9 protein-coding genes are annotated in these 21,045 nt (G+C 35.8%); all 9 read right to left on the reverse strand.

What is annotated here, in order from left to right; genetic code table 11:
* Nucleotides 1-2 precede the first annotated feature (2 nt).
* Nucleotides 3-7,535: an RHS repeat domain-containing protein gene (locus CHU_RS15625; RefSeq protein WP_041932446.1), complete on the reverse strand. Its 7,533-nt coding sequence runs from the start codon at nt 7,533-7,535 to the stop codon at nt 3-5.
* On the reverse strand, nt 7,525-8,205 hold the full coding sequence (locus tag CHU_RS15630; protein WP_011586558.1) for a hypothetical protein: 681 nt from the start codon (nt 8,203-8,205) through the stop codon (nt 7,525-7,527). The genes CHU_RS15625 and CHU_RS15630 overlap by 11 nt, the downstream gene beginning before the upstream one ends.
* Nucleotides 8,202-15,389, reverse strand: coding sequence for a hypothetical protein (locus CHU_RS15635; protein ID WP_011586559.1), 7,188 nt, complete (start codon nt 15,387-15,389; stop codon nt 8,202-8,204). The genes CHU_RS15630 and CHU_RS15635 overlap by 4 nt, the downstream gene beginning before the upstream one ends.
* Before the next feature lie 38 nt (nt 15,390-15,427).
* Nucleotides 15,428-16,039 carry a hypothetical protein gene (locus CHU_RS15640; RefSeq protein ID WP_011586560.1) on the reverse strand — a complete coding sequence of 204 codons (612 nt, stop codon included), beginning with the start codon at nt 16,037-16,039 and terminating at the stop codon, nt 15,428-15,430.
* Nucleotides 16,036-16,569: an OmpH family outer membrane protein gene (locus CHU_RS15645; RefSeq protein WP_011586561.1), complete on the reverse strand. Its 534-nt coding sequence runs from the start codon at nt 16,567-16,569 to the stop codon at nt 16,036-16,038. Before CHU_RS15645 ends, CHU_RS15640 begins: the two co-directional genes overlap by 4 nt.
* A 34-nt stretch (nt 16,570-16,603) precedes the next feature.
* Nucleotides 16,604-17,152 (reverse strand): hypothetical protein, encoded by a 549-nt coding sequence (locus tag CHU_RS15650; protein WP_011586562.1) that lies wholly within the window; start codon nt 17,150-17,152, stop codon nt 16,604-16,606.
* Nucleotides 17,153-17,156: 4 nt separating this feature from the next.
* Nucleotides 17,157-18,245 carry a hypothetical protein gene (locus CHU_RS19010; RefSeq protein ID WP_011586563.1) on the reverse strand — a complete coding sequence of 363 codons (1,089 nt, stop codon included), beginning with the start codon at nt 18,243-18,245 and terminating at the stop codon, nt 17,157-17,159.
* A 28-nt stretch (nt 18,246-18,273) separates the two neighbouring features.
* The gene (locus CHU_RS19015) at nt 18,274-19,728 is read right to left on the reverse strand and encodes a hypothetical protein (protein ID WP_011586564.1); all 1,455 of its coding nucleotides are present in this window, start codon (nt 19,726-19,728) and stop codon (nt 18,274-18,276) included.
* Nucleotides 19,729-20,072: 344 nt separating this feature from the next.
* Entirely contained in the window at nt 20,073-21,035 is a 963-nt protein-coding gene (locus tag CHU_RS15665) for a class I SAM-dependent methyltransferase (RefSeq protein ID WP_011586565.1), read from the reverse strand.
* Nucleotides 21,036-21,045 lie beyond the last annotated feature (10 nt).

Consider the following 21,045-nt stretch of genomic DNA (forward strand, 5'->3'; position numbering starts at 1 on the left):
TATTACCATGTCCATCTATATGTTGTTTTTGTGGTATAACCTGCTTTTAGATTTGCTCTCTGTTCACCAGTACTCCAATTCAACCCAAATCTATATGTTCCAGTTGAATTACCTTCAAATTTAAGATTAGTTCCACCAGCAATAGGAATAGTACCGCTTCCTTCCCAATAGTTAGCTATTGATTTTCCTGCAGTGTATGGTGTTTTTTTAATAAAAAGATATGCATTTGCCTCTAAACTAGGAACATATGATGTCCAACTATACCTAAGTTTAGCAATATCACCTAATTTAGCGCCATAACTAATAGTACCCGCTCTTGAATAATCTAATTCAAAATTCAATCCTTGTTCGCCTAATTTATTTTGATACCATTCTCCTCTTACTCCAAGACTATTAACTTGCCACGATGCCTTCCCACTAATACCTATGCCCCCAACTTCTGCACCTTTCATATTGTGGTAAAAAAATTGTTCGGCTCTAACAAAAGTTCTTTCTGCAGCTGAATTTTCATAATTAGCATATGCTTTATAACTTCCATCTGCCTTTATTTTTATATACAATTCACTTTTATTTAAAAAGCTAATATTGCTCCCATATGTATTTTTAACTATTTGAGAATATGAATAACCCAATTTCATTGAACCAATAAATTGATCTCCTGATCCATTTACATAATCTGGATTATTAATATCAACTTTAGCAATTAAGGTCACACCTGATTTTTCATCTATTATTGACAATAGGCGTTCTAACCCATCCAAATCAATACTATTTATAGGCGTATTACTCGCAAACTGATACGGCGTCAACTCCGGATAACTCGGGCTCAACGGATCCACACTTAAGAACTTACAGATGCGCGGATCGTAGATACGGAAACCATAATCGTACATGGCACCATCACCGTTCCATTCGTTGTCCATTGGTTTGCCGTTGTAGCCAAACTTATAGTTATTCGTTGAATATCTGCGGTACCCCCCGGCTATCTGCATGCCGAACGGATAATAATCATTCTCCGTCAATACATAAGCACTATAAACATCCGGAGTGCCATCGTTATTCTGATCCAAGGCAAACTTAAGGCCTGCAATAACTGTACGTACATTGCCCAGATGATCTTCTAACTGATACTGTGTATAAGCAGGTCTCCGCTGAGAGGTTGACTTATCGAAGTTTGCATTCCTCATTAAACCACCTACAAGCGCAGTACGCGTTACAGGTGTAGCGTGTGCATAGACACCTAAACGTTTACTACCATAAATACTTACATCCACCTGCCTGAATTCGATCGGGTACGTTGTTGTGATACCTTCATAAGTTGCAAGCATATTGCCTGTACCGTCATACGCATAATATACACGCGTTATCTTGGTATTATCTAATGCACCGGCAGGTGTTTTACCTTTAACTTCTTTATAGATTCTTCTGCCGTTTACGTCGTATTTGAAAATAAAATCCGGCTTGGTTGATCCGGTGCTGCGGGTAAGTGCAGTCACTTTTCCTTCCCGGTTCCAGGTAATCGAAGCGATCTGTTCAGAAACATCCCCAATCAGGTTTCCGATGTTATCATACGTATAATTTCCTGCTGTCTGATCATCTATATCATATGTTTCAGTACCTGGTGCAACTAAGTCCGTAATATACCGCAGCCTGTTATCCTCCAGCATGTTTGTTCCTCCTACAGTCGCATATGAATAGTTGTACGCAAGCGTATCCATTACGGTAAAAGACATACGCAGCATGGATTTTATATTGCCGTTCAGATCGTATTTTGCCCTGAAATCATAATACTTATTAGTCAGTTCACGATTTTTCCATACGAGCTCATTCGTGGTATAATTGTAATCGTACTGTTCGGTATAATAGGCATTGGTAAGCCTGTTCAGCTGATCGTATTTAAATACATAGGCATTATCTCTTAGTGGAGACCAGTTAGGCATTGAGCGGTCATTGATCCAAAAAGCAATATTTCCATTGTAAAGCCCCTGCAGACTTGTTGCAGAAGCATTGAACATTTTCCAGAGATTGTCTGCATGAACTCCGGAACCATTTCCCAGCTGTGCCAGAACTGTTGATACAGGTACATAATCCCCTTTATAAAACCCCAGGTTCATCATGTATTCATCCTGTGCCACATATTTGTTTTTACCTTCGGCACCATCGCCGCCTACGTCTCTTGCACCGGTATTATTATAGGTATTTCCACCATTAAAATAAGTAGACTGCTGAGTAGTGGTGTTTATACCCTTGATCCAGCCTTGCAAGGTTGAATAATAATCTATCCCCTGTACCCGGTCTTCTCCCAATTCTGTACGGGCAATGGGTCCATGTAAATAATATTGGTAGCGGGCGTCTTCTTCCCATATAAGACCGTTACGGGATGTCTTAACCGTTTTTAAGCGGTTGTCTGCATCATAGGTATACTTGTGTATAAACTGTGAGGGCAAGCCTTTATCCAGTATCACCTGCTTCACACTTCCGCTTAACAGATCATACGTATAATCCATCGTAAAGGAAAGTATCGCGCCTGGTGCAGTGCTTGACATGGGTAAAGCATTTACCAATGTTTTCACATTACCATGTACATCGTATTGATAGGTAATATAAGAATCCATATTGGAAGCGTTCAGCTTGGCCAGATCCAGTGCCCGGCTTATTTTCGTAACCCGCCCTCTGTTGGTGTAAGCCGGATCAGAACCTGCGGGCGTATCGTAGGTAGTAGCAACAATATCGGTCGGCGCATTACCTGCTGTAAATAAATCTGCATTCCAGTAATTGATCACATTCTGATCGTATTTGGTACGGTCCAGCAAATTCGCTAATAAGGTAGTATTAACAATATCTCCTACTTTGGTTACTCGGCCAAGCTTATCATAACTTACACACGAAAACGTATTGGTAACTTTTTGTTTAGCGTTCTGTGAAAGTACCGGCTGGCCTTTATCGTTATAAAAGGTGTAAGACGGGATATCATGATTGGCTCCGCTTTCATCCGGTGTTATTTTATAGGTAATCTGGTTCTGGCTATTGTATTTGTATTTGGTTAATAACCCGTGCGTAGGCTGCAGTACACCTAAATATTCTCCTTTTGTATTAAAAGCTTCTTTCTTAAGTAAGCGTACGCCTTCTGGCGGCACTGTCTGTATAAGATTTCCTGCCTGGTCATAATAATATAATGTGTAATAAAGCTGTTTCAGTTCAATGGTTTCGTAATAGAAATTTTCTTTAAACGGCGTAGAAAAACATTTATTATAATGCACAGTCAAAAGACCCTGAAGCTGTGTATTTAACTGGTCTTCCCATAATTCATTTGCTTCTATACTGGCAATTGCTCTTTGCTCGGTTTCACATTTGTCTTTTTCTTTTTGCATGCAAAATGGAAACCACAGCGGATCTTTGCTTGTGGCCAACGGATCACACGGGTCCGGATCCGGTGTTACGGTATAATCAATCTGACAAACTGTTGTGGTTGTAGGTACAGATGTTAAATCAGAATAATAATTAGTTAATGATACATTTGTCGATTTATTTACTATAAAAAATTTATTATATATATAATAATTATTACAACTTATAACGGTTTGTGGATATCCATAGCCCAATTCAATTTTAACTTTTGAATTGTCCATTTTAACAACATCCATACTAAGGCTGGTACTGTAAGGCGCTATTGTAAAAGGAATTGTTTGGAGATTGGACAACGCTTTTAAATTATTAAGTTCAACACCAGCATTCCGGACAAGCGTTAACGTTTTATCAAATGAGATATATTCTACACCATTTACATCTTTTAAAAGCACAAATACTTTACCTATATACGGATAACCTGCCGGATGCTGAACGATTGCTATTTTAGTGAATTGTTTTACATTCCAAATACTGCTGTTATAGACACCTGAGGTATATGAATTTATGTCATCAAATACCGATGCGGTAGGTTCGTCACAATCCGGATCACCTGTTACGATTTCAATTTCATTTCTGTGTCTTTGAATATATTCATTGATGAGATCCACAAGTGCTCCGTATAACGGATCCGGCCCGTAAAAATGTGTTGTTCCTCCTGTAGTTGTGGATGTACAGGTTACGTATGCATTGCTTGTACAGATTGTATTAAGACTCATACCATAGCCGGTAAGAATTTGCTGTGCACGGATTAAATATGAGTCGGTAGCAATCTGATCACAACGAATATAACCAGATGGGTTATCGGTTGCACAACCTCTGCCCAAATATTTATAAAACAGATAATAAAGCAAATTAATATCGGGCATGCTAATGGTCGGGTAGATCGTGAGGTAAGTTGTTTCTAACAAACTCAGATAGTTTAAAGCTCTTTTTTGATTTACTTCCTCACTGCATCCCCTAGTACCTATGGTCTGTAAAGCTGCCCAATCAGTTAAATTCTGCCGGTTAATTACTTCAGGCTGGCTACGTATAACTGTAGACTCCAACGTTGGGTCTTTAAAACCATTTGGCGCGCTACACCCTGATTGCAGGATTGTCTTTTTAATAAATGCATCTTTTTTAGTCAGGTAAATACCTTTAAAAATATTCCAGCGATTAACATCATAATCAGAAGGCAATGCAGGCAATGGCAAATTCATTGCGCCTGTTATACCATCTATATTACCCTGCAGATAATAAAAGGATGCAAATTCCCATGCGGATAATACATCTGCTTTACTGCCATTTCCATTATAATCTATTATGCCACCTTCCTTAAAAAATAATAATAAGGTATCCCGCAGATTGTATAGTGGATTCGTTACTGAAATGCCTGTTGTGAAAAAAGGATCCAATTGAGCAGTAGGTATACTTCCTAAATTGAATGCCGGAAGCCCTGGCACGGTAAAACTTGGAGCGCTTATATTTATTGGCCTCAAAAATCCTTTTGCAGCTGCATCAGACCAGCCGGTTACTCCATTAACCGGATCAAAACTGCCAAATTTATAAATATCATATTGGTCTCTATTATTTAAAGCTGTTGTGTAAGTTGAATTTGTATTTTCACATAAGTTTTTATATACACAATATTCGGGATGTTTTGATAACATATCTGAAGCCCAAACATTGTTAAACGAATCCGGATTAGTTACAACGGCAAGTGACGGTGAAACCCCGTTTACTGGTGTATATGTTACCGAAGCATAAATTCCACTTATCCAATTGAGTTTTGTATAATAATAACCTTCCGGACTTAACTGATCGAGCATTTGCTGCTTATATGATTTACAGCGCATATCTGCTGTAGACCCTTGCAGATTTGTAACTTCATTTCCGCAATCTGTCATACAGTTTGCTTTGATCGTTGCCAATTCTGCTGCTGTATACATAGCCCCCGTAGCCGGATTAATTTTACCGGCAAAGGATTTTTTATAATTTTCGCAGTTATCGTTGCAGGTAAAACCGCAGTTTGCAGCAATCAGTTTTTTGTCTGTATAGGCACTTACAAATGCATTTTTATCTGTATATAATACGTTATCTAATACCATCTGAACTGGTATAGAAGCTGCACTGATTGCATTCAATGTCTGTACAGCTGCCGAATTATAATATAATTTTTTACTCACAATATATTCACCCAGCAAATTAAATGTACATGCCAATTGAACTGTTGGATATGTAACTGCAGAACATCCCGTTGCTGTGGGTAACAGCTCTTTAGAATAATAGGGTATGGTATCATGCTGTGGGGTGTCATCTGTAAGGATAGATCTGCCATCAGGCCCTATAACACTTATTTCAACGGTATAGCCGCATGTTAAACAGGCACCGTTCTGGGAATTCAATACGCTCGTTAAATCATATTTGAAAGTATATTGCTGACCGCTTACAAGATTTATTATTTTGTCTGTACTGATACTAAAACGTCCCTGCGTATTAACATCATTCTGATCAGATAGCCTGTGAATCGATACTCCGCCATCAAACAAGGCTGTCTGGTTGTATTGATCTGAAACAGGTGATAAATTGGTTGTTGGTTTTTCGTTCAGCGCACTTGCAATTACTTTACCTTCGCCATTTTGATATTGAATCGAGATAACACCATTTTCATCTATCGTATAATTTTTAGTGTAATGATGTGCATTCCCGACATTACTGCCAAACATCCGGTACAATTCGGTAGATGATGGTGTACCATAGTAATTCTGAACAAAATGCTGGTCTTTAATATTTGCATTTGCTTGCAGTTCCATTTTAAATGCTGAACCAACTGTGTTTTGTCTGGAAACACGGCCGGTATTATCCGGTGTATATATTATTTGAGAATACGGATATCCTTGCGCATCCGGTGTATACGTTCTTGTTGCGCCTGCCGGAAAAGGATTCAATGCTGAATAATATTGTGATGCACCACTTGCGGTTGAAAGTGCAAGCGATTTGTTAGGATTGTCGTAAGCTTTTTTCTGATGATCCGTTGGCAGCGCTACATTAAACACATTGGTATTAGCCACGTAGTTCATTGACGTAGACGCTGCATATGGAAATGGCATAATATTTACAACGGGCCTTCCTTCAAAATCATACTTTGTTTCAGATATAACTACCGTTTTATCTGAATTCATAGAAGTCTGGGATTGTCTTGTACGTGTTGAACCATCTGCATACACAATACTTTTTTTGTATCTTCCGTTTTCAATAAATGTTGTTGTTGCCTGCCAGTTTTTATATCCTTCAAAATCATCTGTATTTATGATTTTTGTAGCAGCATTATAATTCCAGACACCATTAGTTACAAGATTGGTGACTGCATCAATTTTAACACCCCTTACTCTAAAATAAATTTTTCCTTTAGAATAGGTATTGTGAAAATTAAAGGTTTGCAATGCTGTTGAAATCCGTACAGGTTCTTTTGCTATAAACGCATCTGCATCTTGTGCAAAAGTGGTCACAGCATCATAGTCATCTATATATACCCATTCCAGATCATAGAACTGAGCACCTGTGCTGTACTCCCAATAAATAGTTTTGTTGTCCGATGTTTTATTAAAAGCAACCACTGCAGCCGGATTGAAAATATCTGTCACTGTTTGAATTTGTGTCAGTTCAAGAGCAATATCCGATGGTACCGTTGCTGTATTGCCTGAAGGGAAAGCGGTGATATATAATTCAGCTGTTGGATTACTTACATATGAAAAATCATTGCTTATCCAAAAAACATCTTCGTATATACTTCCTGCTGCATCTGAGGCATCTTTAAAATTAAGATTCAGGGTAAATGCAGAAGAAGTACCTACCACATTTCCTGATCCATCTTTAATTTTAACAACCATCGTCAATCCATAATTCCAGGCCGTAGCATTGATACGATCTGTTAATTGTGAACGCGTATATTTAAGATTTACTTTATATGTATATGTTACAGGTGTGATGCCTGCAAATTGATCCGTTATTTTTAATTTAGGTATTGCATTATCCACTGCTCCAAATGCCGCTTTATCCATAGCAACCATATATTTCGTTTCAAATGCATTTGATGAAATACTTAGCAGAAAAAAGAATAGATAGGAAATAAAGAAATTAGTTCTCATAAGGATCATTCAGGCTGATTGAATAAGAAGAATAAGCAGCAGCAGGTACATACCCTTTTGCTGTTTTAATAATGTATTTATCTGTATTGAAATAATTAATTCCAACAGGAAGCTTTTCGTATGTGTATGTAATCAGTGTTTTCTGATTTTCCCGTTCTTGGGTATTTGTGTAGGCATATTCAACTTTATCTAATAAAAAGGTTGTTTTATTATAATAAAATTTCATTTCAGCAATATCGTTAGAAGGATTTAAAATGGATGTTGTATACTGTTTTGCTGTTTCATAAAAATCATATCGGATAGTATCTAATTTATCACTTAGTTTAGGGATAACTATTTCCTGCATTTTTTTTGATTCCTTTTCTGTGACAGGTCTTATTACAAAGTTTTTTTGGTCAGGCACAACCATCAATACCATATCCGTATTAAAAATAACTTCCATGTTTGTATACTTAACATAAAATTCATTATACTTTTTATATAACTGATAGGTAAAATTAAATTGTTCTTTACCTTTCATATCTGTTTTAGAATATACAGTAAGATGAAATTCATTCATCTTACTGTATGCAGCAGTAATTGAATCTTTAATTTGTATGTTATTCAACGTCTGTGAAACAACTACAAACGTTGATAATACATACAACATACAGCAGGTTATTACTTTCATTTTGATTTAATCTGGCTTTGTGATTCCTGCATCGTTACAATGCCTCTTTCCGTTTCTTTTTTTGTTAGATATAGATTGCCTGAAGGATCGTAGTAATACAAGGTGGCAAAATTATTGTTATCCAACGTTGCACGTAATTTATAATTAGAACGGTCATACACATATGAAACCATGTTTGATTCTGCGGGATATATACGGATATCATCAAAATAGGAAGTACCCGGACCAGATTGTCCGGCACCGCCAAATAAATAGATTCCTAAACTTTCTGTACCTACAGGAACTACAAACTCTCCGTAAATTTTTGTCCATCCTTCTACTGTAATCGTTGACAATCCAAAATTAATGTTATTAGCTGTAACCAATGTGCCCGTTTTATCATAAAAACGAACGCCTGCATTTGGTGGAAAACTAAGTGCTTTTACCCAAGCTTCAAATACCATTTTTTTACCTGGCGTAACTAGGAGTCTACGCTGTTCAAAAACGGCACCGACAGTGACAGCTAGAGATGATTTTCCTGTATGCGAAACTGTGCTATTAATATAAGGTGGAAGATTTGACAGTATATCTGCCGTTTTTAATCCTCTGGAAGATTGTTTCAATTTAAATTTACCATTTCCCATCCATGGACCCACATTGTCCAATATCGTAGTATTTAATATAATAATAGTTTTAGAAGCATCTCCCGGGTATGCTTGAATACCAGACACCGCATACCTACCCGACAATGTTGCACCTGTTGTTATTTCCTGCCCGTCAATATCAGCTGAGATAATTTCCAGATCTGTATTATACCGTTTATTCAAAATCAACATGTTTTTATTTGCAGATAAAACTGTATAATTAGCAAAAGCGTCCATAGTTCTGTTTGTTACAGCGGTATAAAAATTCAGGTTGTTTTTCCCGATATAATTATCCATGAGTATTGCTGTTGTACCCGGATAATCTTCAAAGCTTTCAAAACCAATTTCATAAACAGAAGCATTGGATGCCATAGCAGTTACAAGCGAGTTGCTGTACCCAAACAATACTGCAGATTTATTTGCCAATGCATCTTCTTCTTCAACAGGCATACCCGTTGCGATGTAATCTGTGAAGGTAACTACCCGTTTCCAGCGTGCAGGACAACCCTTTGATAAGGGGCTGTTAAATTTAAAGAATGGTACATCATCAAATGTCCCATCTGTACGTGTTGCTACTGTTGTTGTTTGTGAGCGATCATCTAAATAAGCCCACGATTCTTTTGTCTGAAATGTACCGGCAGAACCATTCAGATAAGCAACCAATAAATCAAACGAAGATATAGCTGTTAACGAAAGATTTTTATTGACAAGAGAATTGTTATCGATTGGTTTAAATTCTGTTAATGTACTTGCCGATACATTTAATACTTTATTTAAACTTTTATAGTTTAGGTTTAGTGTACCTGTCGCTAGCTTAATAGAATCTCTACATACAGGAACAGTCTTGGTATATACTTTTAGATAAGCATCATTTGACCTAACGCCATTAACATATACTGCGAACCTGTGGAAAAGTATATAAGCATAAATTGTACTCCCATTCTTCAGCAGAATTTTAGCTTTATAAGCTGAATAATAAAATTTATTTAAATCTGCTAATGGTTCTTGAGAACCTGTTTGTGTTTCGTTAATTGGTACTCCTGGCAGTTGCGGAAAAGTAGGGGGGAAACCGTTGAAATTTAAATCAATAAAAAATTCCGTAATAGAAGCGACTTGATCAAAATCGACCGCAGTGCCATTAGCATTATAAAAATATGCATCTATGGGTACATTTTGATACTGACCTTCTCCTACTTGAGTTCTGGTGTTAAGTATTTTAAATCCTCCTGAAGGCAAATACGTCATTGTTGCAGTACTTCCGCTATATGTGTTATTACATATTAATTTATTAGGATCATTCATAGCAAAAGCAGACCTGTTTGTATATGCCGTGGTTTGCAAATAACTATTTATATTTTCCATCACATTGACAAAACATTGTTCGGGCATGTTTTTATACTCACAAATTGGGTCATTGTAAGGATATATATAATTAACTGTACAATTTTTATCTATTCTATTTATTGTAGGATCCTGTAGAGAGGACACTGAGAATACAGTTTGATCATAATTATTATCATATACCGGGTCGTACATTTCTAAACGGTATACATGACCACCAACAGCATTAAAGTTTGATTGGGCTGTTAATTTCCCTGTCAGATTTGTTGTTGTAGAAGTAATGACTGCAACTACTTTACTAAGTTGTCTTGAAAAATAAGGATCATTTGTTTCAGAATCATATTCGGTTATGAAAACTTTATCGCCTTTTTGTAACACATTACTCCCTGCTGGTAATGAAGTTAATGCATTAAGTGTATAATCCAAATTTGTGCCGCTGCCTGTAATGGAAACTTTTGCAGCGAACTGTTGGGAATTGTATTTACCGCCAATGCGTTTGTATTCATTTACTAAGTGAGCAGGTAATGTATAACTGTAAACAGGATCATCAAAATGATTGTTGATTGTTGTTAATAATGGCTGTCCGGTATATGCATCAAACCATTTGTGCGACACTGTCATTTTAGATCCGTTGTTGTAATTTTCTATTGAAGTTATTATTCCAAATTTATTTACGATTTTATTGGTAACTGTAGTCCTGCATCTGGAATAAGAGAGACTTGCTCTTGGCATTGACGTCGGAGTCACCACACCAGCAATGGGTACAATTACCCACTCCAGATTTAAATTGAATCCCGCATCCATAGCAGTTGTTTCAGATTCTCTCATATCTGAAAAACATTCTACATCTTGTCCTAAATAGCGATCATCTGTTTCAGTAACTCCATTATCGCTTAATAGTACTTTAACTTTGTTGTCTAACTTATAATAATCAACACTTGTATTTTCATTATCGGTGGACTTAGGCGTTACAGGATCTCCAGTCTTACCGTTGTATGCCGTAGCTTGATAATTATATTTCGTATAACTTTCAGGAATAGGATTTATTATACCCTTTCTATCAATAGAATAATTTGACACCATTTTAACTTTACCATGCATATCATTTAACTCAATATAAAAGCCTTGTGATATTGTTAGTTTATTGATATCTGTTCTTCCTATAAAAGGTATTGGTAATGGCAAATTAAATTCGTGAGATTTTGTATTGGTATACTTCTCTATAACAGGAAATTCTTTTGCTGTATAAAAGTCATAACTTACAGCACCTGATCTTAATATACCTCCCGGTATTTCATATACGTTGCCCTCCTGGCCTGTATAATTTGATGCAATGCTTTTAACAGTTACTTTACGATAGCCAACAGCCGCACCTGGATAGTATGCATCATTAATTGGAAATTCTACCAGCAATCTATTTGGCGTTAAACCGGGAACTTTTTGTTTTACCAATTCAGTTCTTCTTAAAACCGATTCTTCCCCTCCAACCTGGGGTTCATTACTTGCTACACCGCTACTGATTATCTGGCCATTTTCTTCCATCGTATAATCATATACCTGACCGTAATAGTTAGTTTTTTCAGCATTTGTAGTCATTTCAGACCAGCTATCACTTAATACAATTTGCTTCACTCTATGACCGCCGCCAATTTTAATTTTATCCGGTGTATTTAACCGTATCATAGATCGGCTCAAATCTATTTTCATGCCTAAACCTCTGCTGTTACAAACGCCATAAAAACCAGAGAATATTTTTTTGATGCTTGTTAAACTGGATAATAATGATGCAAGCTTTTGTTGCTTATCACCTACTTCTGAAGCCGGATCTGCACGCATACCAGCAATATTAAGCAAATACGGTGCATTGGTTCTTATATGTAACCATGCAGCCAATGCAAACGGATGATATTGATTTGATCCTCCAAAAGAAGATTTTTTTAGTTTGATGTATCCTGTATTATTATCACTTATACCAATATCCGTTAAATCTACTTCTGCGTATCCTGAAACGTAATCCGCTAAATCTTCATTGCTATTACCAGTTTTAGCAAAATTTGAATACACTTTAAAATATACCTGATTATTATCCGGAATGTATTTTTTAATCTCTGCTTGAATCTGTGCAGTTGTAGCACCTGCCGGCATACTTTTCTCCAGAGGGAAAAACACTTTTAAATTTGAATGATCAAACCCATTATTTCCTTTAGAATTCGTCCCCGCAATTGTAAACATCTGCGTTGCAACTTTATTCTGTACGTACCCGTAATCATCAGCCTCATACGTAACATCAATCTTTCCTCCAGAAGGCAGCTTGATTGATTTTAAAGACCATACAGCAGCCTGCTTATCCATAACGCTTCTAAAATTATTTACATTACGCGTTGGATCGTTTTCATTAAACTGTTTTGTATAGGGTTTATTTAAAAAGTTAATCGCTTCAGTTTTATTATTTGTATCATATGGTTTATATGTTCCCCAACGATCCATTCCCTGAACCAGATAATTGGGATTCTCATCCAGATTAATATTATTTGGAGGAGTAATCAGGCGTTCATGATAATCAAATAAATAGGGAGATAATGCTCCGCGGGTATTATTTCCATATTCAAACCAAACTTTTTTTAGCGTCAGCTTACCTTTATTAACTGTAGCAAGACTGCTATTCGGTATCAGGCCACTAACATCACTTCCAATCTGGTTATTGGATACAAAACCGCATAAGTCGTAATTATATTCAAATCGTACTTTTACAATAGGCTTTCCTGTGTTTCCAGCAACGTTGTATTCATCGCGTGTATACAGTGTAATTTTATCTAATTTAAAACTTGTATTACCACTTGCTATAGTTGCGTCTGTAGGGTTTTGGGCTTCATCGTTTGCTCCCTTAGCATCATTTCTTGGTAAAATTTTAAAAACAGCTACGTGAGATTTTGTTTCAGCTTTAGCTAAATGCCATATTTCTTTTTCTCCATATACATAGCTGCCCATATCATCTACGATTGTTGTATTTGAATTAGGCATATTATTAGCACCTGAAAATGGTGTACGCCACTTAAATTGCGCGTGTGCCTTTACATAAGTGAATTTCACCCAATACCCCAAATCACCTTCAGATGGCCCTTTAATGGCATCAGCATCTATATAATCAGCACCTAAAACTGCTGTTAGTAAATAGCTATGCGCATAAGGGGGTGTAACAATTCTATTCTTATAAAAATTAGTTCTGTCTGCCTTATGATTTATTGTACCATCGCCATTTTTATTCATGGCTATGACTGGCTTATCTTCTGAATCAGTTTTTACTAAGCTGAATTGATGTTCAACTTGTTTGGAATTATATGCAGGTAAAGCATATACATATTTCATTCCATTTGGATTAGTAGAAACAAATCCTCCAATATGATCTTTATTTAAAGAACTTCTTGTAGAAGCAAATGACGTTGGTGCTGATTTATAGTATTCATCTGCAATGCTTGTATAATAATCAATCGTGAATTCAGTTAATCCCCCTGGAACTAAAGATATATCCTGATTTTTAAATGGAACAATGGATGCCTGTCTTATTTTACGCTGAGTATTAGTCAAGAAATAATTAGCAAGATTAGTATTTCCAAGTTGATTTCCTTTGTCATTTTCCAACCCAGCCAACGCTGCGTGATCATCCAACGAAACTCTATATGGCTCAAATCCACCAATAGCATCTAATTGACTTATAGAGGTGGATGTAGGTTCTCCAAAAACTTTAAAATAAGCTGTTTCATATAACTTATCATTTACATTAAACGGATTTGTTTCTCTAAATCCTGTCTTTAATTTCCAATCATTGTTATTTCTCCATAAACCGCTTACCGTTCCCGAATAGTTTACACTTAAATCAAATCCAAGATGAACAGAAGTAACAAGCCCAGCAGTTCCAAAACCTAATTCTGCACCAGTACTTCCGCCAAAGCTTTGTGATAAATTTACATCATCATAAACAACTCCCAGATCTGATCGGCTTGGACGATACATTGCTGATATTCCTTGCGCATTAGCTGAGTATATATCCTGTGTTAAATATGGAGATGGTAAATAAGGTGTGTTTTTTAAAATTTGCCCATCCTGGCTACGGTTAAAATCAACCAGAGAGGATTGGTACGGATCATTTTGCATATATAAATAACCAAAAGCTGCTTTTGATACAGACCTTTCCGCAACATATTCTGTACTGAAATAACCTGTTGCACCAAAATATCCATCAAAGCCAACGATATCCGGACCAAATAAAAAACTCAAGCTCACATTGCGCGTTTGCATAGGCATATTAATGCGCGGCACATAGGACGGAGATTCAAACCCATAGGAAGCTCCCAGTTTAGTTTTAGTTGCAGACCAGTTACTAGCCTGGTCCCAACTAAGTGTTCCAAGGTACGCCGGAAGTCCGTTTGCATCTTTTAAAACTTGAGCATATATATCTAATTCACCTTTTTCTCTGTGCCTTTTAGAAACTTCATACTGCAGATTTAAAGCAGAGAAACCTGCGTTTGAATTGTATCCGACACCGATACTCATCTTTCTATCTGTCAGATCAGATTTTGTTGAAATAGATAAGCTTGGATTAAAACCCACGCCTTCCTGACTATTTAATGTAAGACCAAGATTTAAAGATGTTTCTTTTTCGTTATTTTTTGTTTTAGCAAATGAAAACGTAGGGTCAAGCGAATAACCAATTCCATTATAGCTATTATAAAAAACAGACATCCCAACACCTACTTTCAAGTCAAAACCCCATATTTCTAATCCTGTTGCAGCGTGAGAATTACCTCCAACTCCGATTGTCCAATTAGGTCGCATGTACATCTCCCGCGTAATTTTATCTCCGTTAAAATCATCCGGCAACCCACGCATTTCTCTATTTAAGGCACCAGGATTCAAATTCCAGCCTAAGCCTACCCATGAAGCTTCCTGATCCATGCTGATGCCCGAATTATATGCTAAGTTAAATGGATAGCCCCCATCAGGTCCAGGTAACTCAAACAATGGAATATTATAAGTAAAATCACCTGTAAACATGTTTACCATGTCTGTTGTGCTGGCAGGTTGAAACGATTGCACTTCAGGTTGTGAGGGTCCGCTTGTTAAAGCCATAGACAGCGTTGGAAAACAAACTTGAGAAATGATGTTTATCAGCATAAACAATGCTAAAACTCTCACTACAAAACTATTTCTCAGTACTTTCATAAAATATATTTATTAATGCGTATTTTTTTTCTAACAGATTATAATTTCATTTTAGTCTGTTGAACAAATATGTCTTTGTCAAAATAAAATTTAACTAATCCAGAGGTTAAATATTTAGAATGTATGATCAATTGTAAATCGTTGTCTTTCATTTCACTTGTCTTATCAAATGCCATTAAAAAAACTTTCGCATTATTAATTGTATACATTCTTTCAAAGTGAAACAATACGGGAGAATATTGCTTGTCATCTTTATCAGCAATTTTCAAATGTATATCCTGTTGGAAATTATATTGAAAATAATATAATGCAGCCTCTTCAATATCTTTAGAATTAGTATGTTGTGAAACAGGATCTTTTCCGCTGGTAGTTTTCAAAACAATTGTAAAATAAATTAGTGAGTCATATTGGGTTCTCAGACTATCTAATAGTTTATCACTAACAACTTCATCTAGTTCACCTGTTTTACATAGAATATAATCAGCTGGTTTGTATTGCACTTCATATACAAGTTCACCAATTTGTTCTATTTTATGCAAGCCATTATCGGGATCCTCTACCCAATAAATATAGTCTGACGGACTTAATTCTTTGACTGAGCAGGCGGTCAAAAGAACATAGATTATTATTACCTGTAAGAGTGTTTTCAATGTTTGCCTTCGAATCTAGTATTGATGTACTCGACAACAGGTTTTGTTATATTATAACTTGTGTCTGCAAACATTAAATTACCAGTGCCATTTGCACCTAATATATATACAATCTTATTTTCAGTCCCGTAATCTTTAATGTATTGATTAATCTGAATCCACAATGCCTGTTGTGATTGTTGAAATTCGTCTTCATTTTTTTCCTGGTATTCTTTCATCAACCGAGTGTAAGCATTCCGTTTTGCTAAAAAAGCAACTTTTTGTTCTTCATTCAAGCTAGAAATATTTATTCCGGACTCTCTTACCTGAATTTCCGCCAACATAGAATCCATAACTCGTTTCTGGATCTCTTGTCTTTTTATTAAGTTATTTTTAATAAGCTTTGTGCCATTGTATTCGTTAAAAACTTTATCTGTTTCAACAAAATAAATATCTTTATCGTGTACAGGTTTTCTAACAATCAAATAAATAATTATAGAAATTAAAATAGCAACTAAGAGCCCGGTAAAAAACAAAACATTTTTTTTCATTATTCAGTAATTGATAATTTAGAGTGTAAATAAATTATACTTGGAATTTAAAACGCAAAAATCTTTTTTCACCTTTTTCATTCGTAATTTCCATAATGTAATATTGATTTTGAGAAAAGTCATATCCGACTAAATCTAAAACCAAATAATTGTTCCCATAATTCTTAGTTAAACCACCTGGAGTCGCCATCTGCTGGTATGAGGCATTATAAATAACAAATGAAACTAACGTATTTACTGCAACAGCATTTTTTTCTTCATATTTAAATGCCAATTTAGAGTTGAACGTGTATGCATAACTATCATCTAATTCTTCTTTCAGTTCAGCATAATAAACCGGGCGGGGAACATTTATATATCCTAAAAAAAATTTCCCTGTTGTATTGCCGGTTTGAGTAACTTCAAAGCCTGGTTTAAAAATTATTTCAAGATCAGATCTATAAACCACTGTTTGATTGGGTGTATTTAAATTCATAAGCACTAGCGGCGCATTAAGCGTACCGCTTTGTTGAACAATATTTGGCTGAGCAAACAAATCAACTCGCAATGTTATAAATAGAACAATCAATATATTTTTTAGCATACAATCATTTTATTTTATTACCCGTTAGCAATTGCATCTGCTGTATAAGTAATTCATTTTGTTTTTTTAACAATTCAATCTGCTCTGCCTGAATTACTGTGGCTTTATTCTGCTCAATCACGTAAAGTGTTAACTCTTCTACTTTCTTTAGCAATAAGCCATTCATTTCTCCTGCCATGATACCATTCTCTTTAACTTCTGCTTCGCTTGGAATATCAGGTAAATGATTATTTTCATTGATAAACAATTCCAGAGAATCCAATGACATTAATTTATAATCAGGCTTTAAAACATGATCATACCAGGTTGATCCTGTTTTCAATTTAATTTTTAGTTCTTCACACAAAATTTTTCCGCGTACCAACAAATTGTAACCTGCGGGAATTGTACCCAAAGATGTTATGCTTGATTTTTCAAAACCAATACCGACAAAATTATTTGTATTCGTTGTTCCTGTAAGATCATTAAGACTTTTAGGATTTAAGAGCAACGGTCCAGAAGACGCCTGAATCCAGGAATAATCTGTTGAAGTATTTGCTGTTGTCGTTCCAATTACACCCATAGTAAGGCCGCTTTTGCTCATATCAGGTGCAACATTGGAATTTGTTATTTGAAAATTTCCTCCTTGAATATGCAATAATGATGATGGAGCTGTAATTCCCATGCCAATGAATCCATTATTCGAAATTCGCATCTTTTCAGAAGAACCTCCAAATAAAATAGAACCACTTGCACCATTTCTGATAATAAAATCATTTACACTAGAAGTAGAAAAATAATTAGCAGCAGTACTTACTAAACCAATGGTTGCTCTATCTGCTGCTAACTCAGAGGGATCTGTACCAAAATTAAATTTAATTCCTGGACTTGGCCCTGAAATTGCCAATTGTGAATTAGCTGTTGAATTATAGATATGTAATTTAGAAGCACTGGTTGTTGACATACCAATTGTGGTATTTCCCTGCATATTAGTAGAGCCAGTACGCCATGTAACATCACTAGCTCCGGGGCCTCCTAACCAAATTTGAGAAAACACATTAGATACCTGCAAAAATGCCAGTACTATTATAATTGCTTTAACACACTTTTTCATCTAAACTTACTTTATAAAATAATGAAACTTATTTCTGCATCAGTAATTTCATCTGCTGTATCAGTAATTCATTTTGTTCTTTCAAAAATTTTATCTGCTCTGCCTGATCAGCGATAGCTTTTGCCTGCATTTGGTTTTGAATATTTTGAGTTGATATATTTTTATTTTGTTCAATCATATACAGCGTTAACTCTTCTACTTTTTTCAGTAACAGCCCATTCATTTCTCCGGCCATGATGCCGTTTTCCCTTACTTCTGCCTCACTCGGAATATCCGGCAAATGGCTATTCTCAGTGATAAATGATTCCAGCGAATCAAGTGTCATTAATTTATATTCCGGTTTTAAAACATGGTCATACCAAGTAGAACCGGAGTTCAGTTTAATTTTTAATTCTTCGCATAATATTTTACCTCCAACCAATAGGTTATATCCATTTCCTACTGTGCCAACAATTGCACTTTTAGGTAAGCCTATAGCTACATAATTATTTGTTTGTGTACCTGATAATGTATTTCCTGATAATGGATTTAATATAATCGGACCATTAGAAGATTGGATCCAGGAATAATCTGTTGCAGCTTTAGTAGTATTCCCATTAAAGCCCATTGTTAAGCCATATTTAGTAACGTCCGTTAACAAAGCCGGGGCTCCAGAATTATTAATTTGAATATTACCTCCTTGCACGTGTAGTTTAGAATTTGCCGTTAGGTAATTACCAGAAGGGAAAAAATTACCAATACCAACATTTCCTGCACTTGATGACTGTAGATACAGTACTCCACTTGTTGCTGTAGAATTTCCATAGTTCCAGCCCCAGCTATCGATATTTGTTCTAGCATCTGTAGCTGATGTTGCAGAACCAACAACATTTAATTTTGACACAAAATTTGAAGTTGTTGAAGATTCAAATGATGCAATTGCACCTGCATCGTTTGATTTTACATGCAAATAAGCCGTGGGATTAATACCAATCCCTACGCGACCCAAAGCTGTAATTCTCATTTTTTCTGTCGCATTAGCTCCATAAGTAGTTGCAAACAAAATATCAGCATTTATAAAAAGATTTCTCATAACAAAGTCACCTTCATTAGAAGGTGTTATGTATTGATTTGCAGCACTATTTAATCCAATACTTGCATTGTCTACATTGGGGTAAGTTTCTGGATATAAATTAAATTTTATACCAGGGCCCATGCCTGCTAACGTTAAATGAGAATTTGAATTTAAACCGTTATATAAATACAATGCAGATGCACTTGTACTAGCATTCGCACCAATTGCTGTTTTGCCAGCACGCCATGTAAAAACATTTGGACCTGTTCCCGCCGCTATAGACCAAGTTTGAGAAGCAGCATCTTGTGTATAAGCTAGCATCAATCCTATAAATAATACATAGCTTATCTTATCAATGTTTTTAATTATCAATTTTGTATTGAATGCACTTTTAAGAAAACAATCAAAATATAACAGGCTTTTTTTCATAGAATGAGTGACTAAAACTGAATATTCGAACTTAGGATAAAAGGAATTTCAATCTTTTGAACACACAAACTAGATAAAAAAAAACTTTCTTTCAATTACAGGATTATAATTTTAAAATATAATTTTAAAAAAGATCTGGTTTATTTTAATAAGCAATTAACATATAGCACATTACATTTATTAAAAAAATATTTATTTTTATGCTTTAAGTGATTGGAATTTAAATAAATTTAATTTTTTATATAGTTTCTAAAAATAATAATATACAAAAAAGCATATTATCTCCAGACTTGAAAATCAAAAAATAATTATATTCATTAATTCAATATTATGACTTATTCAAGTTACACCTTCCTACCCCTAACCGTCGGCGCTTCCAGCTTTCCATGATACGTTACCCACGAGGCATCCACATCAGCCATCCCGAATTCTTTCACCCACTTAGCCACTGTTGAAAGGCGCTGCGGCTGATCGTATTCCGGACTGAACATATCAAACGTATCCAGTATGATCCACTCTTTTAACTGCTCAGGCGTCATACCTTTAGGCAAGGTACGTTCAATCTCACAGATCGGTACAAAGCGGTTAAATACGCCCAAGCCAATGCGCCTGTTGAATGTGTAAATGGAAATTAAAAAATCAATGTTGTTACGGATGAGCGACATTAATCTGTGGTGATTAACTCTTTTTAAGATCGGGCGAAGCAGGTATTTCCCGTGTACTTTGGTAAATACATTCCGGATCGGATAAAAATCAATGACTAATTCTCCGCCTGGTTTCACCATCTCCACCAGCGCTTTTACCGATGCTTTAAAATCGGGGGTATGCTGTAATACTCCCAAACATATAACACGATCAAAAGATGCCTGTTTGAATGGCAATTCGTAAATGCTTGCCTGAAATAATTTAAAGCGTTCATGCGGTCCGTTATTTCTATAGTTTGCTTCAACGGCTTCCGAATAATCAACCGAATAAAGCGTTGCTTTTGTATGATCCAGCATAATCTGACTGAACCTGCCGGCTCCGCTTCCCACTTCTAAAATTGTTTCTCCTTCCAAACCATTCTTTTGCCAGTTTGTTTGTGCAAATAATCGTTCTTCTGAAACGGTGTTCCCTGAAAATTTATCTATTTGTGTTTTTTGAAAGGTATTCCATTCGAGGCCAAAATTGGATGTGTAATTATCGCTTGCCGCTACTCTATATGCTCCGTTTATTAAAGGATATACAACTATTCCATTTTCATTTCTTAACCCCTCAGGTGATTCTTCCAGACGCTGTTTTGAAATGGGATCAATTAATTCAATCATTTATCGGGTA

Origin of the sequence: Cytophaga hutchinsonii ATCC 33406 (genome assembly GCF_000014145.1) — a bacterium.
In the GTDB taxonomy this organism is placed as follows: domain Bacteria; phylum Bacteroidota; class Bacteroidia; order Cytophagales; family Cytophagaceae; genus Cytophaga; species Cytophaga hutchinsonii.